This is a genomic window from Butyricimonas hominis (assembly GCF_014287455.1).
GTDB lineage: Bacteria > Bacteroidota > Bacteroidia > Bacteroidales > Marinifilaceae > Butyricimonas > Butyricimonas muris.
Genome location: NZ_JACOOH010000004.1, coordinates 70,229 through 89,330, shown reverse-complemented (window position 1 = coordinate 89,330; position 19,102 = coordinate 70,229). Strand labels below are relative to the sequence as shown.

Annotated in this window: 13 protein-coding genes; 12 read left to right on the top strand and 1 reads right to left on the bottom strand. The window is 42.4% G+C overall.

Going from position 1 to position 19,102, the window contains the following annotated elements:
- Positions 1-110: 110 nt before the first annotated feature.
- Entirely contained in the window at positions 111-1,028 is a 918-nt protein-coding gene (locus H8S64_RS09465; RefSeq protein WP_186975885.1) for a DMT family transporter, read from the bottom strand.
- 131 nt (positions 1,029-1,159) lie between these two features.
- Between H8S64_RS09465 and H8S64_RS09460 the strand changes: the two genes are divergently transcribed.
- The 12 genes from H8S64_RS09460 (at position 1,160) to H8S64_RS09405 (ending at position 19,082) form a co-directional block, all read left to right on the top strand.
- Entirely contained in the window at positions 1,160-1,738 is a 579-nt protein-coding gene (locus tag H8S64_RS09460; RefSeq protein ID WP_099291748.1) for an RNA polymerase sigma-70 factor, read from the top strand.
- Between the two features lie 89 nt (positions 1,739-1,827).
- Positions 1,828-2,994 carry a FecR family protein gene (locus tag H8S64_RS09455; RefSeq protein WP_186975884.1) on the top strand — a complete coding sequence of 389 codons (1,167 nt, stop codon included), beginning with the start codon at positions 1,828-1,830 and terminating at the stop codon, positions 2,992-2,994.
- A gap of 108 nt (positions 2,995-3,102) precedes the next feature.
- Positions 3,103-6,777 (top strand): SusC/RagA family TonB-linked outer membrane protein, encoded by a 3,675-nt coding sequence (locus H8S64_RS09450; protein ID WP_186975883.1) that lies wholly within the window; start codon positions 3,103-3,105, stop codon positions 6,775-6,777.
- Between the two features lie 11 nt (positions 6,778-6,788).
- Positions 6,789-8,372, top strand: a complete 1,584-nt coding sequence (locus tag H8S64_RS09445) for a RagB/SusD family nutrient uptake outer membrane protein (protein WP_186975882.1) — start codon at positions 6,789-6,791, stop codon at positions 8,370-8,372.
- 13 nt (positions 8,373-8,385) lie between these two features.
- Complete coding sequence (locus H8S64_RS09440; RefSeq protein WP_186975881.1) at positions 8,386-9,330, top strand: hypothetical protein; 945 nt, start codon at positions 8,386-8,388, stop codon at positions 9,328-9,330.
- 70 nt (positions 9,331-9,400) lie between these two features.
- Positions 9,401-10,462 carry a thioredoxin family protein gene (locus H8S64_RS09435; protein WP_186975880.1) on the top strand — a complete coding sequence of 354 codons (1,062 nt, stop codon included), beginning with the start codon at positions 9,401-9,403 and terminating at the stop codon, positions 10,460-10,462.
- Between the two features lie 116 nt (positions 10,463-10,578).
- Complete coding sequence (locus H8S64_RS09430; protein ID WP_186975879.1) at positions 10,579-11,208, top strand: class II aldolase/adducin family protein; 630 nt, start codon at positions 10,579-10,581, stop codon at positions 11,206-11,208.
- Between the two features lie 58 nt (positions 11,209-11,266).
- Entirely contained in the window at positions 11,267-11,854 is a 588-nt protein-coding gene (locus H8S64_RS09425; protein WP_186975878.1) for an RNA polymerase sigma factor, read from the top strand.
- Between the two features lie 17 nt (positions 11,855-11,871).
- The gene (locus H8S64_RS09420) at positions 11,872-13,032 is read left to right on the top strand and encodes a FecR family protein (protein ID WP_186975877.1); all 1,161 of its coding nucleotides are present in this window, start codon (positions 11,872-11,874) and stop codon (positions 13,030-13,032) included.
- Positions 13,033-13,180: 148 nt separating this feature from the next.
- Positions 13,181-16,681 (top strand): SusC/RagA family TonB-linked outer membrane protein, encoded by a 3,501-nt coding sequence (locus H8S64_RS09415; protein WP_255469495.1) that lies wholly within the window; start codon positions 13,181-13,183, stop codon positions 16,679-16,681.
- A gap of 25 nt (positions 16,682-16,706) precedes the next feature.
- Positions 16,707-18,143 carry a RagB/SusD family nutrient uptake outer membrane protein gene (locus H8S64_RS09410; protein ID WP_186975876.1) on the top strand — a complete coding sequence of 479 codons (1,437 nt, stop codon included), beginning with the start codon at positions 16,707-16,709 and terminating at the stop codon, positions 18,141-18,143.
- Between the two features lie 21 nt (positions 18,144-18,164).
- Complete coding sequence (locus H8S64_RS09405; RefSeq protein WP_186975875.1) at positions 18,165-19,082, top strand: hypothetical protein; 918 nt, start codon at positions 18,165-18,167, stop codon at positions 19,080-19,082.
- The last annotated feature ends 20 nt before the right edge of the window (positions 19,083-19,102 follow it).

The window sequence follows — 19,102 nt, the reverse complement described above, 5'->3', positions numbered from 1 at the left end:
TAGGGTTCCTATAGCGTTCATGACGGAAGTGATGCGGAATTACACCGGAATTATACTACGAATCCTGTGGGAATCGTGCATGTATTCCCTTTGTTCAGTACAGGTACAAATTACGATTGTTTCTCGATATCGGCTCGTGATTTACTTTGTGTCACGAGGTAGACGCCGAGGAACACGAGGAGGGCGGCGACGGGTTTGTCCCACGTGAAGCTATCCTGTCCGATGAGGATAGCAACGATCGAGGCGATGATCGGTTGGGCGTTGTTGTACATGCTGACGGTGGTCGGGCGTATACGTTTCAAGGCGATGGGTACGAGCAGGTAAGCGACTCCGGTTGCCATGATGACGATGTACGCGAGGCGTAGCAGGGCGTTCAGGTCAAGCACGGGTGTCATGAATATTTTGGATTCGTCGAGTTTGTCGAGGCCAAGGGGGAGAGCAACGAGCGCGGCAAAGAGAAACATCCATTTCATTAAAGTGACCGGGGAGTAACGCTGCGATATGGTGCGGGTGATGATCAGGTACGTGGCATAAGTCACTATATTCACGATGCAAAGAAGAGTGCCGAGCGTGTGATTGCTCCCGCCACCCGCGGGAGTGGATTGAAGTATTAATAGCAATGCCCCGCAAGCCCCGATAAATACTCCGGTTGCTTTTTTACCGGTGATAGGTTCTTTCAGGAACACGGCTGCCATGAGCATAACGATGACGGGAGTCATGGCGGCGATAAGGGAGATGTTGACGGGCGAGGAGTATTGCAAGGCGACGGCAAAGGACAATTGTGCCCCGATAAGCCCGAAGAGGGCGGCGAAGAAGAGTATTGTCAAATCTTTAAAACTTACTTTTTCTCGTGGCAGAAACAAGGAGATACTCCAGAAAATCAAGGTGGCACATGACATCCTGACCAGCGTGAGGGCAAACGGGTGAATCCATTCCGGGACTAATGTTTTGGCGATAGAGGTGTTCAATCCGAAGATGACGTTTGTCATCAGAATAGCGATGTGTCCTTGCCATTTTTCTCTGGTCATGTGAACTTGAATTAAATGTTCGTTACAAAAGTAGGACTAAAATCAGAGATTTGTTCCGGGATTTTATTAATTTTGAAAATCAATTTCGGGTGTGGATTTTTGAGAGTGTCGAGTTTAATTGATGCAAGCGAATGGAAGAGAATTTGAAATATCGGGACATGGCGATTTTGACGAGAGATTTGAAAGCGGGAGAAGAGGCTGCTTTCGATTTTCTCTTCCGTACTCGTTACAAGAATTTGTGTCGGTTTGCCGCCACGTTTGTCGTGCATTTCGATGTGGCGGAGGATATCGTGCAGGAGATTTTCGAGAAGATATGGCAGAAGAGTGCCCGGATTGCGGAAGGTGAATCCATTGATAGTTATTTGTTTGTTGCCACGCGTAACGCTTGCTTCACGTTCTTGAAAGATAGGCGGGAACGTGTTGATTTGGAGGGGTTGAAACAGGAGTTGGAGGCTCCCGAAGAGGTTGTCGAGTTCGAAAGTGCGGAGTTGAATCGTTTGTGGGGGGAGATCGAGAAATTGCCTTTGCAGTGTAAGACCGTTTTTAAATTGGTGGTGTTGGAAGATATGAAGTACAGGGAGGTGGCTGAGGCTTTGGATATTTCGGTGAACACGGTGAAGACTCAGGTTAAGATTGCCTATAAGACTTTGAGGGAAAGTTTACAACGGGGACAGTTCACTCTTTTTTTGTTGCTTTACGGGAGGAGGTAATTATATTCGGATATTTTTTTCAAAAAAAATCATTTTTTTCTTCACCCTGTTTTCGTGTTTTGCAGTACTCTATGTAAAAACCATAGAGAATGAAAATTGAAGACAGGGTATATGAATTGATTTCCGGTAAACTCGATGACGTGTTGTCAGAAGAGGAAGAGAGGGAATTGTCGGGTTGGTTGGAAGCTGACGGGGAGCATCGGGTGATTTTCGATGAGATGCGGAGATTGCACGAGCAAGCGAAATTGTTGCGGCGGGAGTTTAACCCGGACGTGGAGGGTACGCTAAGGAGATTGAAAGTACGCGGGGGAAAACGGATCGGGTTGCACGCGTGGTGGAAGTACGCGGCGATGTTTGTTTTGCCGTTGGGTATTGCTTTTGCTTTGTGGCAGGGGTTGAAAGAAAAAAAGATTGTTTTGCATCGGCAATTCGGCGAGGTGGCTCGCCCGGGGGCGGAGCGTGCCGTGTTGAAACTTTTTGACGGGAAAACCGTGGTGTTGGATAGTACGTCTGGGAATATGTTGATTGCGCGAGGCGAGAATGTTCGGGTGGAAGTGGATTCGAATCGCTTGTTACGTTATTCCCGGGAGGATACTGTTGTGACTTCACGGGAAGAGAGGAAGAATGAGTTGATTGTTCCGAGAGGGGGGGAGTATCAGATTGTGTTGGCTGACGGGACGCAGGTATGGTTGAATTCGGCGACTAAGTTGATATTCCCTCAAAATTTCACGGGAAAGGAGAGAAGGGTGGTGTTGTCGGGTGAGGCTTTTTTCGAAGTGGCACGGGACGAGAATAAACCTTTTATCGTGGAGACTTCCAGAATGGACGTGAAGGTGCTGGGTACTCGGTTTAACGTGAATGCTTACACGGATAACGAGATGGTTTCGACCACGTTGGTGGATGGTAGCGTGGAAGTGGCTTCCGGTACACAGAAACCCATTACGCTGGTTCCGGGAGAGCAGGCGTACGGGGAAGCGGGTGAGTTGGAAAAACGGGAGGTGAATGTGAGGTTGTACACTTCGTGGATAGATGGCAGATTTATGTTTAATAACGTGGAGTTGGAGGAGATAGCGAAACAGATTTCTCGTTGGTATGACGTGGAAATTTTTTTCACGAATGAGAACGTGAAGAAAATCCGTTTCACGGGTGGAATGGTGAAGTTCAAACCGTTGGATGATTTGATACGGATGATAGAGAGCACGAGTTCGGTATGTTTCAGCGTGAAAGGGAGAACGATAGTGATTTCGGAAGGATAAATAAATACCGGAAACGTGTGATGGCATTCCGGTATTTAATAGATAAATGTCTTGCCCGACGTTTGGCGATGGAGGACAAGACGAGTTATAAATCTTAAAAACAAATGTATGGAAAAAAAATGTGATTTGGGGATTAATCCCCCCAGATGGCTAAAAAAATTTTTATTGGTCATGCGAATAACAGGTATTTTGTGTTTGGTGTGCGTGATGCATTTGTCGGCGGCGGTGTACTCACAAACGGCACGTATCAATTTGAAAATGAAGGATGCGACGATCGAGCAAGTGTTGAACCGGATTTCGGAGTCGACGAAGATGGATTTCTTTTACAGTAATTCGAAGATTGACGTGGCGAAGAAAGTGAGCGTCGATTTTTTTGACGCCACGTTGGAAGAGGCTTTACGTGCCATATTTAAGGGATGTGATGTTAAGTTCGAGATTGCGGATGATTTTGTGATCATTCATGATGTGCGGGCGAAGGTTGCAGTAGCGGTTGATACACTGAAGAATACGATTTGTTCCGGTAAGGTGACAGACAAGGAGAACAATCCATTGCCGGGGGTAACGGTGATATTGAAAGGGACATCTATCGGAACAACAACAGATGTGAAGGGATGCTTTGAGTTTCCGATACCTCAGACCAAGAATCCGGTGTTGATTTTCACGTTTATCGGGATGAAGAGCACGGAGAAGGCGGTTAAGGTCGGGGAAATTTTGCATGTCCAATTGGAAGAGGAGAACACGGAATTAGAAGAAGTGGTTTCCTACGGTTATTACAACGTGGATAAACGTCTTTTGACAAGTTCCGTTACTTCATTGAAAGCAAGTGATATTATGATGCCGGGTGTGAGCACAATTGATCAAATGCTGGAAGGGCATGTTCCCGGTATGATCTTTATGCAAAATTCGGGACAAGTCGGCGCCTCTCCGAAAATCAAAATCCGGGGGACTACCACGATACTGGGAAAACAAGCCCCGTTATGGGTATTGGATGGTATTATTTTATCTGATCCAGTAAATGTGGATGCTTCTCAATTGAATGATTTGGATTTTGTTAATTTATTGGGTAACGCTATTTCTGGATTGAACCCGGAGGATGTTGAACAAATTGATGTATTGAAAGATGCTTCAGCTACAGCTATTTACGGTCCTCGTGCTTCGAATGGGGTTATCGTTATTACCACGAAAAAAGGAAAAATCGGTAAACCAAGTGTTTCTTATTCATTGTCCGGAACATTTCGGAGAAGACCTCGATATTCAGATCGAGCCGTGAACGTGATGAATTCGCAAGAGCGTATAGCGTATTCACGTGAAGCTATCGAGAGTAAATTGCCGATACCCAATATTTCCACTTGGATAGGCTATGAAGCGGCGTATTATGATTATTCTAAAGGAATTTTGAATCATGATGAATTTACTCGGCAAGTACGTCGAATGGAAACTGTCAATACGGATTGGTTGGGATTATTGATGAACGATACTTATTCTAATTCTCATACGTTAAGTCTTTCCGGTGGAACCCATAATATGCGTTATTATGCATCGCTCGGTTATAGTGACGAGCAAGGAAATATTAAAAACGAGGAGAACAAAAGGTATTCCGGTATGGTGAAATTGGATCTCAATTACAATAAATTTATCGCTCGCTTCGGTCTTTCTGGTAGTCTGTCGAAACGCAATTACACGCCGGAAGTCATTGGAGTTACCAATTACGCATATAATTCATCCCGCAGTGTGCCGGCTTGTAATGAAGATGGTTCTTTGTTTTTTTATCAAAGAGAGGTAAGTGATTTATTTGATCACTCGTATAATATCTTGAATGAGATGAAACACTCGGATCAAACGATTAACACTAATTCATTGGGTCTGAGTGTTGCGTTAGCTTATAAATTTTTCCCTGCGTTAAAAGCTGAAGTAACATTCGGTTATAATATTTCAGATACGGATCAAGAAACTTACTTCGGGGAAAAAAGTTGGCATATCATGTCAATGAAGGCTATATTGAAGGAAACCGGACAACAGAGTGAATATACTTCATGTCCTTCCGGGGGAGAATTAAGTTTGTCAAATACCAATAATGAAGGTTGGACTACACGTTTCTCGCTCTCTTATAATAAGATGTTGGATCATGAAGAGTCACATTTGTTGAACGCCACTCTGATTGGTGAGATTAGTTCTGTTCGCTATCATGGTTTCTCTATCACGAAACGAGGTTATTTACCTGATCGAGGGTTAAGTTTTGATATTATAGAGCCGGGGGAATTTAAAGAATACGATAAATGGCTATTGACGAATGAAGCGAGAGGGATCATGACGGATAATTTGACAAGGCTTGTGGGGTTGGTCGGTAGTATCAATTATTCTTATAAAAATGAATTCATACTGAATGCTAATGCTCGTATTGATGGTTCGAATAAATTTGGCGATCAAAGTAACAAAAAATTGAATCCTATCTGGTCTGTTTCCGGTAGATGGAACTTTGAAGAAAAACTCTTGTATCACGTGCATTGGGTTAATCGGTTAGCATTAAGAGCTTCTTTCGGGTACCAAGGTAATATGTCGGCGCAGGAATCCCCTCGTTTAATTATAAAAAAAATGGGAACCGATCGTTATTTTAAAGAATTCTATTCTACGATTAAAAATTATCCCAACCCGAATTTGAAGTGGGAAAAAACGTCGAATGTGAATGTTGGGTTAGATTTTAGTTTGTTTAACGAGAAATTGTGCGGTTCGGTAGAGTATTATTATCGTTATACGAAAGACGCTTTCTTGGCTAAACAGGTTTCAGTGGTAAACGGGGTTGAGTCTTATCTCGTAAATGGGGGAAATATTAATAATCAGGGAGTTGAGTTTTATTTTAATTTTGTCCCGATAAATAATTTGAATACGGGTGGAAGTCGAAAAGGGTTTGTTTGGAAAATTGACCCTAATTTCGGTTCGGTGTTTAATCAGTTGGTTGACAAGATTAAGCCTAAAAATAAAGTTTTACAAGACGAGATCACGTATCGTGATTATCTTGATGGTAAGGTACAAGTGGTGGGACGTCCGGTAAATACATTTTATTCTTACCGTTTCAAAGGTTTGAATCCTGAAAATGGAGCTCCCATGTTTTATAACACGGATAGAGTGACTATGGTGGATGGGGAAGAAGTTGAAACAGCCACGATATATCAAGATATGGATAAGGAAGAGGTATTTACTACTGTGCTCACGTATTCCGGTTGTCGGGAGCCTTTTTTGCAAGGAGGTGTTTATAATTATTTGGGTTACGGTAATTGGGTTCTTTCTTTCAATTTGAGTTATAGTATCGGCTCTAAAATACGATTGTTCAGGTTATTTCCGAACGATGGGCAGATTGTTTCGCCGGAAAAGAATCTTCGAAAAGAATTATCAAATCGATGGAAACGTCCCGGGGATGAGAATATTACAAATATTCCCGGTATTTTGAGCGGATTAGATCAATTCTATGCTACTAATTTGTGGTGTAATGATAAGCCTTATGTTTTTGCATCTAATATTTGGCAGATGTATGACGAATCAAATATACGAGTTGTTTCGGGCAATTATTTGAAATTATCTTCTATTTCTCTACGGTATGTGATTCCCGAATCTTTGTGTAAAAAAGTATATATGCGTTCGGCTTATCTGAGTTTTAGTGGAACAAATGTATTCACTTTATGCAGTAAAAAACTTAAAGGTCAGGATCCTTCGCAATCAGGTACAACGGATTTGATTAATATTTCCGTTCGCCCGACGTACTCACTTCAATTAAATGTAACATTTTAATTTTGAGCGATATGAAAAAGTATTACATGATATTATTTTTTGCCATTAGTTGCGTGACATTTCTTTCTTGTGGCGATTTTTTGCAAGAATATTCTCGAGATCTGGTTTATGCATCTTCGTGTACTGATTTGGACGAAATTATGATCGGGGACGGATATATGCAACGTATGCCGGAAGGTAGTTACGGGTCGACGAGTATTACATATTCTCGAACCAGTCACTATTTTCCGCATCTACATGTGATGGATGATGATGTAGAAGAATTTGTTTCGGGATATTTTTCAGAAACTAGTTTAATAAGCCCGGCTTCTTGGTGTAGGAATTTGTATACGTGGCAAGAAGAGCCGTTTATGACATTAAGTAATAGTCCGATTGACAATTATGATTACGCTCGCCTTTACAAGCATATTGGCTACTTAAATGTGATTATATCCTATGTCAAAGAATTTCAAGATGATCCAGAAGAACTTCGTCGTAGAGTGTTGGGCGAAGCTTTGTTTTTGCGCGGAGCTTATTACTACTTATTGGTGAATCTTTATGCGAAACCTTTTTCAAAAGAAACTGCAGATTCGGATCTTGGTGTTAGTTTGAATCTCACGGAATATATAGAGGACAAGCATTTTAGTCGAGATCCGGTATCCCATGTTTATAAACAGATTGTGAAAGATCTGAAAGGTGCCGCTGAAAATTTAGCAGGTATTAAACAGCCGACAATTTATAGGGCTGATGAGCAAGATGCTAGATTGTTGTTAAGTCGTGTTTATTTGTACATGGGAGAATGGCAATTGGCGATAGAGGAGTGTGATAAGATTATTGAACAAAAGGTGACTTTATACGATTTTAACGAGTTGGCAAGAGGACAAGTTATAAACACGTCGAAATCTCCCGAGATATTCTTCACGCAAGGTAGTTCAAGCGTGCAAATTTTAATGACTGACGATTGGATGAAGCCGGCAATCGGACGTTATCGGGTGTCAGATGAATTATATAATTTGTATTTCAAATATGCAGATCAGGGGGTTGTTGACCTTAGAGCTAATTTCTTTTTTAAGAGGTCAGAAAAAGAAAGTGGTAAGTATCTTTGTATAAAAGGTACTAAAGCTTATAATGGAGCGACTTCTGTGTTTGATGCTTTTGTTATGCGTGCGGCAGAGGTGTATTTGAACAAGGCAGAGGCGCAAGCCATGCTTGATCAGACTGAAGCTAAAAATACGATCAAAATATTGATGGATAAGAGATTCGCATACAATCAGTCACCTAATATTTCTAATTTGAGTGGTCAAGAATTGGTAAATTTTATTCGGGAAGAACGTCGAAGAGAGTTGTGTTTTGAAGGACATCGTTGGTTTGATTTGCGTCGTTATGCGGTGTCACCAAAGTATTCGCATGCAAAGGAAATAGTGCATAAGGTATTCGATGCTGCGTCTAGTTATGGTGGAGCGGGAGTGTACAAGGGGACCTATGTTCTGAAACCCTATCCGAATGATAACGCATGGGTATTGCCTATCCCTGATCGTGAGCTGGTGTTTAATGAAGGAGTGACGGTTGATAACGAGAAACGTGAGGTGCGTACGATGATTGGTAATAACAATTAAAAATCACGAAATTATGAAGACATTATATTTTATAACATGCATAATTATTATTTGTTTTTTTGCTCGTTGTACAAATGGTGACGAGGATGTGGTAGCAACGGAAAGTTCCCCGGATTGGTTTGAAATTAAAGATAGACCGGGGGAGTTGAATCAATTGTTATATCAGATATATAGAGATTACCAGTTTTCTATTTTTGTGAATGATACCTTGGGACAAAGAGATTTGGGGGTAGATGCGTATGGTAATCCGATTATTTATATACAATTATTTGATCCGGGTTATTATGTTTGGGGTACTTATTCTGATTTTGGGACAATGGCTTTGTCCAAAGATACGTTGGCGATGATTAAAGCGGTCACTACATTTAAAGAACGTTTTCTTGCGGTTCTTCCAGAAGAAATATATCCTAGATCTTTATTGTTCGTTGATACCATAAATTCTCGGATGGAATATCAATATGAAATGCATGATGTCGAAATTGACGTGTATAGTAACGGGATAAGAGGATATGTCGTTGGAAAATTATCCTCGATTTTACAAATGAGTGATATGGAGTTGGAGCATTGGGTAGGGGGAATATTTGCTCCTCGTTGTGTTGATTGGATAAATGCCAATATAGAGCAGGAAGAGTTAGAAGAATTTTATAAGATTACCAACGAGGGGAATGGTTGGGGAAGATACGATACTGAGTTTTCCGAGTATCATGATGAATATGAAGCAGATCCGAAATCTTTAGGATTTTGGCGTTGGAAGAAAGAGTTTACGGACGTGAAAAAGTCTGTTACCCAAACAGATGATTTGCGAGACTTTGCTGCTTGGGCGTTCGTTTATTGGAATAAAAAAGACGAGTTTTATGAAACTTATAAAGATTTTGAACGCTTGATCCGGAAATTTGCCCTGTTTGAAACCTTCTTTGCGGCTTATTGTGAAAAGTATAACGTTGATCTTTCAAATTAAAAATTGATGGAAGGGGGAATCCGCATTGTGGTGTTCCCCTTTCTCGTTTTTGTATATAAATACTGTATTCATGAAAAAAATTACTCTTATTACATTACTCGTGGTCGCTTGTGTTGCGGCATTCGGACAAGACGGGATTCGTTTTGAATCATTGACATTCAAAGAGGCTTTAGCAAAAGCAAAATGCGAAAAGAAGTTGGTGTTTTTGGATTGCTATACCTCGTGGTGTGGGCCTTGTAAAGCGATGGCGGATGAAATCTTCCCGTTGAAAAAAGCCGGGGATTATTTTAATCCGAGGTTTGTAAGTATTAAACTTGATATGGAAAAAGGCGAAGGAATCGAGTTGGACAAAAAACTTGAAATTGCCGGGTATCCGACATTTTTTATTTTTACCCCGAATGGGCACATGCAGCATAAAATCATGGGTGGCTCCCCGAATATAGAGGTTTTCATTAATAGAATCGAGAAAGGTATGAAGAAAGAGACTTCATACGGTTATTTACGAGATCTTTATGAAGCCGGTAAAATTAACAAGAAGCAATTGATTAATTACAAGTTGGCCTTGATGGATGCTTTTGAAACAAGAAGACTTGGCGAGGTCGATTACTTGATAGACTCTCTTTTGACAGCTGAAGATAAGTTGGGAAAAGAGTACTGGCCGATCATGAAAGGGTACGGTTCGGATGATTTCAAGTTTGTGGTAAATAATTTGTCAAAATTTCGGAAACGTATAGGTAAGCAAGATGTTAACCGATATTTGTTTAATAATTTCCATGCGGCGATTTTCAAGGCGCTGGATTATGATTCCAAGGCGAATCGTAAAAAGTTAGAACAAATTCACGAGGAACTTCAAGTGCTGGACCTGCCACACAAAGAGGTCTTGATTACCGAGATCGAGATCGCCGAAGTGATGAGAAATGAGAATGTACCCGCTTTAGTTCAGGCATTGAAGAAATATAGTGAGTATGATAATATCGATTTTGAATTGATATTTTCCATGATACGAAGTATTCCACTTGAGGAAGGTCGAGAGTTAATAGCATTGTATGAGCCGTTGTTGAAAAAATGTCCGGAAGAGCAACGTGGTTACCTTAACTTCCTTTTTGAAAAGTTGCGAGAGTCTTTAAAATAGATCTTTTAAAATTTTGGAGGTGTCTAAAAAGTACTTATTAGTGTGGTAGATGAGTACTTTTTAAACCCCTCCTTTTCTTGTTTTCTTTGAATTAATTCACGTTATTTGCGCTTGTTATGATCACAGAAGAGAGTATAGAGTACTTTGTGACCCAAGCGCACCGGTATGGTGAGGCAGGGTTGATGCTTTGCAGTAGCGGGAATTTGTCATGGAGAGTCGGGGAGAAGGCTCTCGTTTCGGGGACGGGTTCATGGTTGCCTGTTTTGACGGGGGAGCGGGTGGCAGTATGTGATGTGGTGAGCGGGCTGTCGGAAAACGGGGTAAGACCTTCCATGGAGAGTGTTTTTCATTTGGGGGTTATGCGGGAGCGGGCGGACGTGAACGTGGTGTTGCATTTCCAATCGGAGTACGCGACTGTTGTGGCGTGCATGAAGGAGAAACCGGAAAGTTTTAACGTGACATTGGAGGTGCCTTATCACGTGGGGGAGATTGCTGTTATTCCTTATTATTGTCCCGGCTCACCGGAATTGGCGCAAGCGGTGATTGACGGTATGCGGGAACACGATGCGGTGCTGATGAGTAATCACGGGCAGGTGGTGTGCGGGAAGGATTTTGACGATGTGCTTCAACGGGCGTTATTTTTCGAGATGGCGTGCCGGATTATCGTTCAAAGTAGAGGTAGATATGAGGTACTTGGAAAAAAAGATGTCGAGAATTTGAAGAGATTACGTTTAAATTCTCGATAATTATTTGCATCTTTGTATTAAGGTGATGGGATCTGAATTAGAATTGGATATTGTAATTATGGATCATTTTATTGAAAATGTGAACAAGAAGCGAGAGGGAGCGTGGAGAGAGTTGTACAGGAGATTTTATCCTGCACTCTGTAACTATGCCTTGAAAATCGTGAAAGATACGGATGTTGCGGAGGATGTTGTTCAGGATTGTTTCATTAAAATATGGGATTCATCTATCCGGTTTGAAGATGGTCCTTCATTAACAGCTTATTTGTATCGGGCGGTATATACCCGTTCATTAAATCTGGTACGGGATCAAGGGTACGCTCAAGGACTTTACGAGAAATGGGGAGAGAAAGTGCTGGAGGAGCAGGAAGAGTTTGATCCTGTGATCGAGATTGCGGTGGAGGAAGATGTCGTGAACAGGTTCTACGCGATAGTGGACGAGTTGTCCGGGCAGCAGAAGGATGTGCTGTTGATGAGTATGAATGGCGATAAAGTGAAAGAGATTGCCGAAAAATTGCAGATAAGCGAAAATTCCGTTAAGACGCAGAAAAAGAGGGCGTATGCTTATGTACGTGAACGTTTGGGTGAGGGGTGGTTCATTTTTTTGATTTTTTTTGTCACCCGTTTTTTAAAGTCATGTGTTCTTTAAATGAGAAGAAACATGAAATGATACGAGATTGGAAAAATATAGCGAATAGATCCAAGCGGGTTACGGATTATCTAAAAGGACTTTTTTTAGAAGAGGAAAGTTCTGACAGAGAATTTGTCGGTGATTCGATGGAGGAACGGATCGCCGGGAGGCTTTCCCGACCGGATTATCTAAAACAAAAGTATGAGGAACAGCGACGTTTTGATGCTGACGCGGCTTTCGGGAAATTGAGAAGGCGTAATCGTCGCCGGGTGATGATTCGGGTAAGTTCGGTAGCGGCTTCGGTAGCTGTTCTTTTAGGGGTGGTTTGGATGTTCCAAGTGGAACCGGAGCAACGGGGGAATGTGCCTTCAGTGAAAAAGGTGATTACTCCCGGGGAACGGAAAGCGGTGCTCGTGTTGAATGACGGGCGGACGCTTGACCTGAAAGAGGCTCGTTCCTCGAGGATAGAAACCACGGAAGGAGTTATCCATATTGATTCCGCGGGAGTGATATGCGGAGAGGAGGCAAGTGAAGTTGTCATGACGGAAAAGAGTTATAATAAATTGATTATTCCCCGTGGAGGAGAGTATCATCTGGTTTTGTCGGACGGTACGAACGTGTGGTTAAATTCCGAGACGGAGTTACATTTCCCGCTTCAGTTCAAGGGGGATTCCCGGCAGGTTTATTTGAAGGGGGAGGCTTATTTTGACGTGAAAAGTAATCCGGATAAACCTTTTATCGTGAACACGGCTGCCGGTGACGTGAAAGTATTGGGTACGGGATTCGACGTGGCTGTCTACGACTCGACCACGATGATCGCGACTTTGGAACGAGGGGCAATCAGTTACGTGCATGAGTCGCAACCGGAAATCGTGTTGCGTCCCGGGGAACAATTAACTTACAAGATAGGGAATGAATTACCTCGGGTCTGTAAGGTGAATACAAGATTGTACACGGCATGGAAAGATCATCTTTTCTGTTTCGAGGAACAGCGTTTATCGGAGATTATGGTCGTTTTAGCGCGTTGGTACGATTTGAAAGTGCAGTTTGATTCGGAGGATTTGAAAAACGTGGAGTTATCCGGAACGCTGGATAAATATTCGGATGTAAGACCGTTATTGAATTTATTCGAGTTAGGAACAAACGTGAAATTTGAAATAGAAGATAATGTTGTGATAGTGAGAAAAGCAAAATAAAAAAAGGGCTCGAAACAGAGCGACCAAACCATGTATCGAATCCCTTTTTGTTCTAAGTGTTAAACTTATAAAATCAAACAAAGTTATGAAAAAAAATCCACCCGAAGTGTGGGTACGACCACATTGTGTCAAAAAAATTTTTCAAGTGATGAAACTGACGTTATTTTTTGTGATGTTTTTCTTTATTTCAGCCAGTGCATTTACCCAAAAGGTGAATATCTCGGTAAAGTCCGATATGAATTTGAACGAGGTGCTGAAGCAAATAAAGAATCAGTCGGGAATCCGTATTCTGTATGATGCGGGTAAGACGAAACAAGTGCAGTGCCGTGAGATGAAAATCACGGAAATGGATGTAGTCGAAGCGTTGCGACAAGTGCTGAAAGATACTCGTTTCGAGTTTTTCGAAGAGGGAGGAGTGTATATTGTTCGGGAACTTGCCGTGCAACAGGCAAAGGTTATTCGTATTGTCGGAAAAGTGACGGACGCGAAGAAGCAACCTCTACCCGGTGTTACCGTTCAATTGAAGGGATTCCCGATAGGAACGGCAACGAATAGCACGGGAGATTATCAACTTTCGATACCGAATGCCCCGGAGAAGTTTTCTCTCGTGTTTTCTTTTATCGGTATGGAAGCGCAAGAGATTGTCTATGCCGGGAAGGATACGATCAACGTGGTGATGAAGGAGGATGTGGCGACATTGGATGATGTTGTCGTGACGGGATATATGACAGTAAATAGAGGTAGTTACGTGGGAGCCGTGACCACGGTAAAAGTGGACGATATCAAAATTGCGGGTATGACTTCTATTGATCAAATGTTGCAAGGTGTGGTTCCCGGTATGACAGTTCGGATGAGTACCGGGCAGGTCGGTGCTTCTCCGAAAATTAGGGTAAGAGGAACTTCCACGTTGTTAGGAAATAAGGAACCTGTCTGGGTGGTCGACGGCGTGATTCAGCGTGAGCCGATTCCAATGCAGGATGAGTTGTCCGGGGATATCGAGGATTTACGTTTGATTGTATCGAATGCTATCTCTTGGTTGAATCCGAATGATATTGAGACTTTGACAGTGTTAAAAGACGCTTCCGCCACGGCAATTTACGGCTCGCAAGCAGCAAACGGCGTGATCGTGATAACCACGAAAAAAGCAGAAACGGGAAGACTTTCCGTGTCTTACAGTGGGAGTGTGACTGTAGGTCAACGTCCTAAATACGGGATGTACGACCGGATGACTTCACAAGAAAGAATGCAATTATCCCAAGAAATCTACGAGGAACGGGTATCGTTCCCTAATTCGATATTGCCTATCGGGTACGAGGGACTTGTAGAGAAATTGAACAATAAGGAAATCACGGAGAGTGAAATGAAAGAGGAGTTCCGGAAAATGGAGCGGATGAATACGGATTGGTTTAGTATTTTATTCCGTAATTCTGTCAGTCACCAGCATTCGCTTAGCGTGACCGGAGGGTCGGAGAAAATTTCAAACCGGACTTCAATCAATATCTCCGAAACGCTCGGAGAGGCTATCGGGAATGAAATGTCGAATTTTTCCGTGAGTTCAAATACAACGATGAAGTTCCTGCCTACTTTACAAGCCAGTTTTTTGGTTAACGGGAGTTTGCGGAACACGGAGGGATTTGCTTATAATGTTAGTCCGTTTGATTATGCTTATAATACATCTCGGGTGATTCCTGCCTATAATGAGGACGGAACGTTGTTTTATCATGAAAAGGTAGGTGCCTCGAGTAATTCTATACCTTTGAAAAATCGGTATAATTATAATATTCTTAATGAACGGAATAATACGGGGAATGAAAACACGACGAAAAAGCTTTCTACTTCTTTGGATTTGAATTGGACGATTCTTCCGGGATTACAGTATCAAGGCGTGTTCTCCTATGGGCTGTCTTCTTCCAATATTAAATCGTGGGCTACGGAACAATCATTCTATATCACGAGTATGAGGGGATATGAGTTTGGTTCCGTGTTGGCGAATCAGGCGGAAGAGAAAGGTTCTCGTTTGCCTTGGGGGGGATTGTTGTACACGGAGGAATCATCTGTAAGGGATTATACTTTCCGGAATAGTTTGGTGTATGACAAGACGTTTAAGGATGTTCATCGTATGACTCTGCAAGCTGGAATCGAGATCGCATCGGCAAAAACGACAGGAACGAGAAACAAGAATTACGGTTACTTGAAATACCGGGGAGAGTCGTTTGCAAGTGTTCCGCTGATGTATACTCCTGTTGGGGCGTCGGCTAAAAATAATGAGCTTTATGAAGAGATGCGAACGAACCGGAAAGTGGTAAATCGTAAATCAAATTCTTTGAGTGAATATTTCACGGGTATATACTCGTATGATAATCGTTATGTGGTGAATTTTAACGCTCGTTTGGATGCTTCCAACCGATTCGGACAGGATCCGGATAAGAAATTCAGACCTACTTGGTCAGTCGGGGCTAAATGGAGAGTTGCTAATGAGCCTTTCACCCGGGGATGGAATTGGATTGATGGGTTGGATATATCGGCTTCATATGGTTATCAAGGGAATGCCGTGGAAAATGTTTCTCCTTATCTGATAGCGTCAGATGGTGGTTTCCATGAACAATATAAACAATATACGTTGAATATTAAAGGCTTGCCTTACGATAATCTGGGTTGGGAGAAGACGAAGAGTTGGAATTTCAGCGTGGATTTAGCTTTCTTGAATGGACGGTTGAACGTGTTGGCAAATGTTTTCGGTAAGAATAGCGACGTGCTTTCTTCCCGGGATGTACCGGCGGAGAATGGTATGTTGAATTCCGTGATTTTCGGTTCTAAAATGGAAAATAAGGGGTACGAATTAACAGTCAATGTCGTGCCTGTCCGGACAAAGGATTTCTTGTGGCAATTTTCCGTGAATACGGGTGTTACGAAAAATAAACAGACGAATAACGAGCGGGTGAATACCGTGGACGATTTCCTGAACGGAACTTGTATTGTCAACGGTGAGGCTTACTCGGCATTTTATTCATTTGAATTTGACGGGCTTGACCCGGAGAACGGAACACCGTTGTTTAAAAATCTGGATATAGATGACACGGAAGATTTCACGAAATTTTTGGTGTTGAGCGGTAAGGATGAACCGGACTTCAGTGGTGGTCTTTCCACTTCGTTCAGGTATAAGAATTTCCGTTTCCAAGCTAATTTCTCCATGCAGTTCGGGGGACAGGGGCGTATTCCGGACTTCTATAATACTTCCAGCCAGAAGGGACTTCCTTCTCCGGAACAAAATGCTTCCCGAAAATTGTTGAACCGTTGGAGAAATCCCGGGGATGAAACAATATATCCTTCTTTACCCGGGCGAGGCAGTACCACGGAACTGCGTTTGCCGACAAGCGGAGGAACATATAAGTCTCCTTATCAAATGTATAATATGGCGAATATTCGGGTAGCCGATACGGACTTGATCCGGTGTACTCAATTGTCGTTGTCTTATCAGTTTGGTGAGCAAGTGTTACGGGTGCTTCACGTGAGGAACTTGAACCTGAGCGCAAGTATGGCAAATCCGTTTATGATCGTGTTCGATAAAAAATGGAAAGGCATTGATCCGGAAACGGGAGGATGGCCTACCCGGCGTACGATGTCACTCTCGTTGAGTGCTGCATTCTGATGTTGAAATTGAAAAAAAAGAAGATATGAAGAAAAGAGATATATTAAGATTGGCTGTTGTTACAGTGGGATTATTTTTGAGCGGGGGATGTTCCGATTTTTTGGAAGAAGAATCCCAAGATGAAGTTATCCCGAAAACAGTGACGGATTTTAGTGAATTGCTCATGGGATCCGGTTATCCTTCCACGGCATATTATCCGGGCTCGATACTTGCCCAATTGGATGATGACAAGATGCTTGACAGGGATGGAGAAAATGTGCTTGGAAGTACTGGTGCCGAGGAGTGGTTTCCTGCCTTTACATGGCAACCGGATTTGTACCGGAGAGATGAGGGGACGCCTTTGGCCTCAACGGAATACTATATGTGGTACGAGCGGATCAAGGGATGTAATGCCGTGCTGGATTATATTGACGATGCTATCGGTACGCAGTCAGAACGTGAGCAAGTGAAAGCGGAGGCTTTGGCGTTAAGGGCTTATTATTATTTCTGGTTGGTAAACCTGTACGGGGAACCGTATAATTATAATAAAGAAGCGTTGGGAGTTCCTTTGAAATTAACTTCTACGGTGCAGGAGGAAGTCGGGGGAGTCCGCAACACGGTGAAAGAGGTGTACGAACAGATATTGAAAGACTTGGATGCTTCTGCCAAGTTGTTTGAAAAATATAACGTGGTGATTGGGAATTACCGGATGAATCTCCCTGCCGTGAAGATTTTGTTGTCCCGGGTATATCTTTACATGGAGGAATGGCAGAATGCGGTTAACGCGGCAAATGATGCGATAGAATTAGGACGGGGATTAACGGATCTTACTTTAGTGGATGAAAACGTGAACTATTGCATGAACAGTTATGATGTGAATGAGACGGTTTGTATTTTCGGTGCAAGAATAGATAATTATAGCATGGCTTACGTGGTTAGTTCAGATTTATTGAAGTTGTTTAATAGTAAAGACAGAAGGATAGGGATTTATATTATTGCTCAATATTCTGGGGGTGGAGATTTTACGGGTTGGCTAATAAATAAAAATGCTGCAGCCGGAGAGCCGGGACAGTGTTTGCGTCTGGCGGAAGCTTATTTAAACCGTGCAGAAGCTTATTCGCGGTTGACCGGAAAGCAATCCGATGCGTTGGCTGATTTGAATACGCTTCGTAAGCATCGTATTATGGATTACAGGGATGTATCGATTGCCGATCCGACGGCTTTGTTGGATACCATCCGGAAAGAACGCCGTTTGGAACTTTGTTACGAGGGACACCGCTGGTTTGATTTGCGTCGTTACGGGATGCCGGAGATTACGCATATTTATCAAGAGAGTACAACCAGTCCGGCTATGGTGTACACGTTGAAGGAGAAAGATCCGATGTACACGTTGCCATTACCGAGTAGCGTGATGGATAAAAATAAGGAATTGGTACAGAATGCTTCCGACAAGGAACCGCTGAGAGTGGGTGTTAGTATGTAATGATTTTAAAAATAAGACGTTATGCGAAAGATATTTATATTTGTGATTGTCGCTTTGAGTTCGTGGACTGCCTGCACGGACAATGATAATGACTTGGGACCGGATATCCCGTTTGGCGAGAGTTATAAATTGCCGCAGGGGAAATCTCCGGCAGACGATCGGGTGGTGGCTTTGTTCGAGAAGTATGGTTCTTATTTCTTGTACGAATATTCGCAAAAGGATTTTAACTGGACGCAGGTTGCGGTCTCTACCGGTAATAATATATTCGGAACGATATTGGGGGATCCGCAGTATTTGGGAGGGATGTTGGATTTGCTGGAAGAAGTTTGGTTGAATTATTATCCGGATGATTTTTTAGAAAAGAATCTTCCTTACCGGATACTTCTTGCTGATTCCGTGAAACAGACCTATACTTACGAGAGGCCTGCAACTTACCTTAAGTTATATCTGACGACGAATACGTTGGCTATTGCGGGATTAAATGAAGATGTGGGTTCTATGTCGCTTGCTGACAAAAAGTCGACAAAGAATTGGATACAACAGGCTTTCTTGGATCATTTATTAAATATTAATGCTATTGAAGCTCCTAATGAATTTTATCAAGTTAGCGATTACACGAAAGCTACTGAACGAGATCCGATGAATGCCCGGGAGAGAGGTTTTATTCCTAGTATAGACAGTGAGGAGCAATACGGATACGCGAGTGAATGGTGTTATTTCGTGGATTATTACACGAAGATGTTATCAAAAGACACTGATTTCAAGCAGTACGTGAAAAATATGATTAGTCATGCCGTGACAGAGGAGAATTCATGGGCAACTTATCTGACTTTTCCGTTGGTAAAGAAGAAACATGACATTTTGCAAGCGTATTTCCTCGAAAAGTACGGCATTGATTTACAAGCGATCGGGAATGCCAACTCCGGTTATGTCGAGTAGTTTTTATTAGTTTATAAATT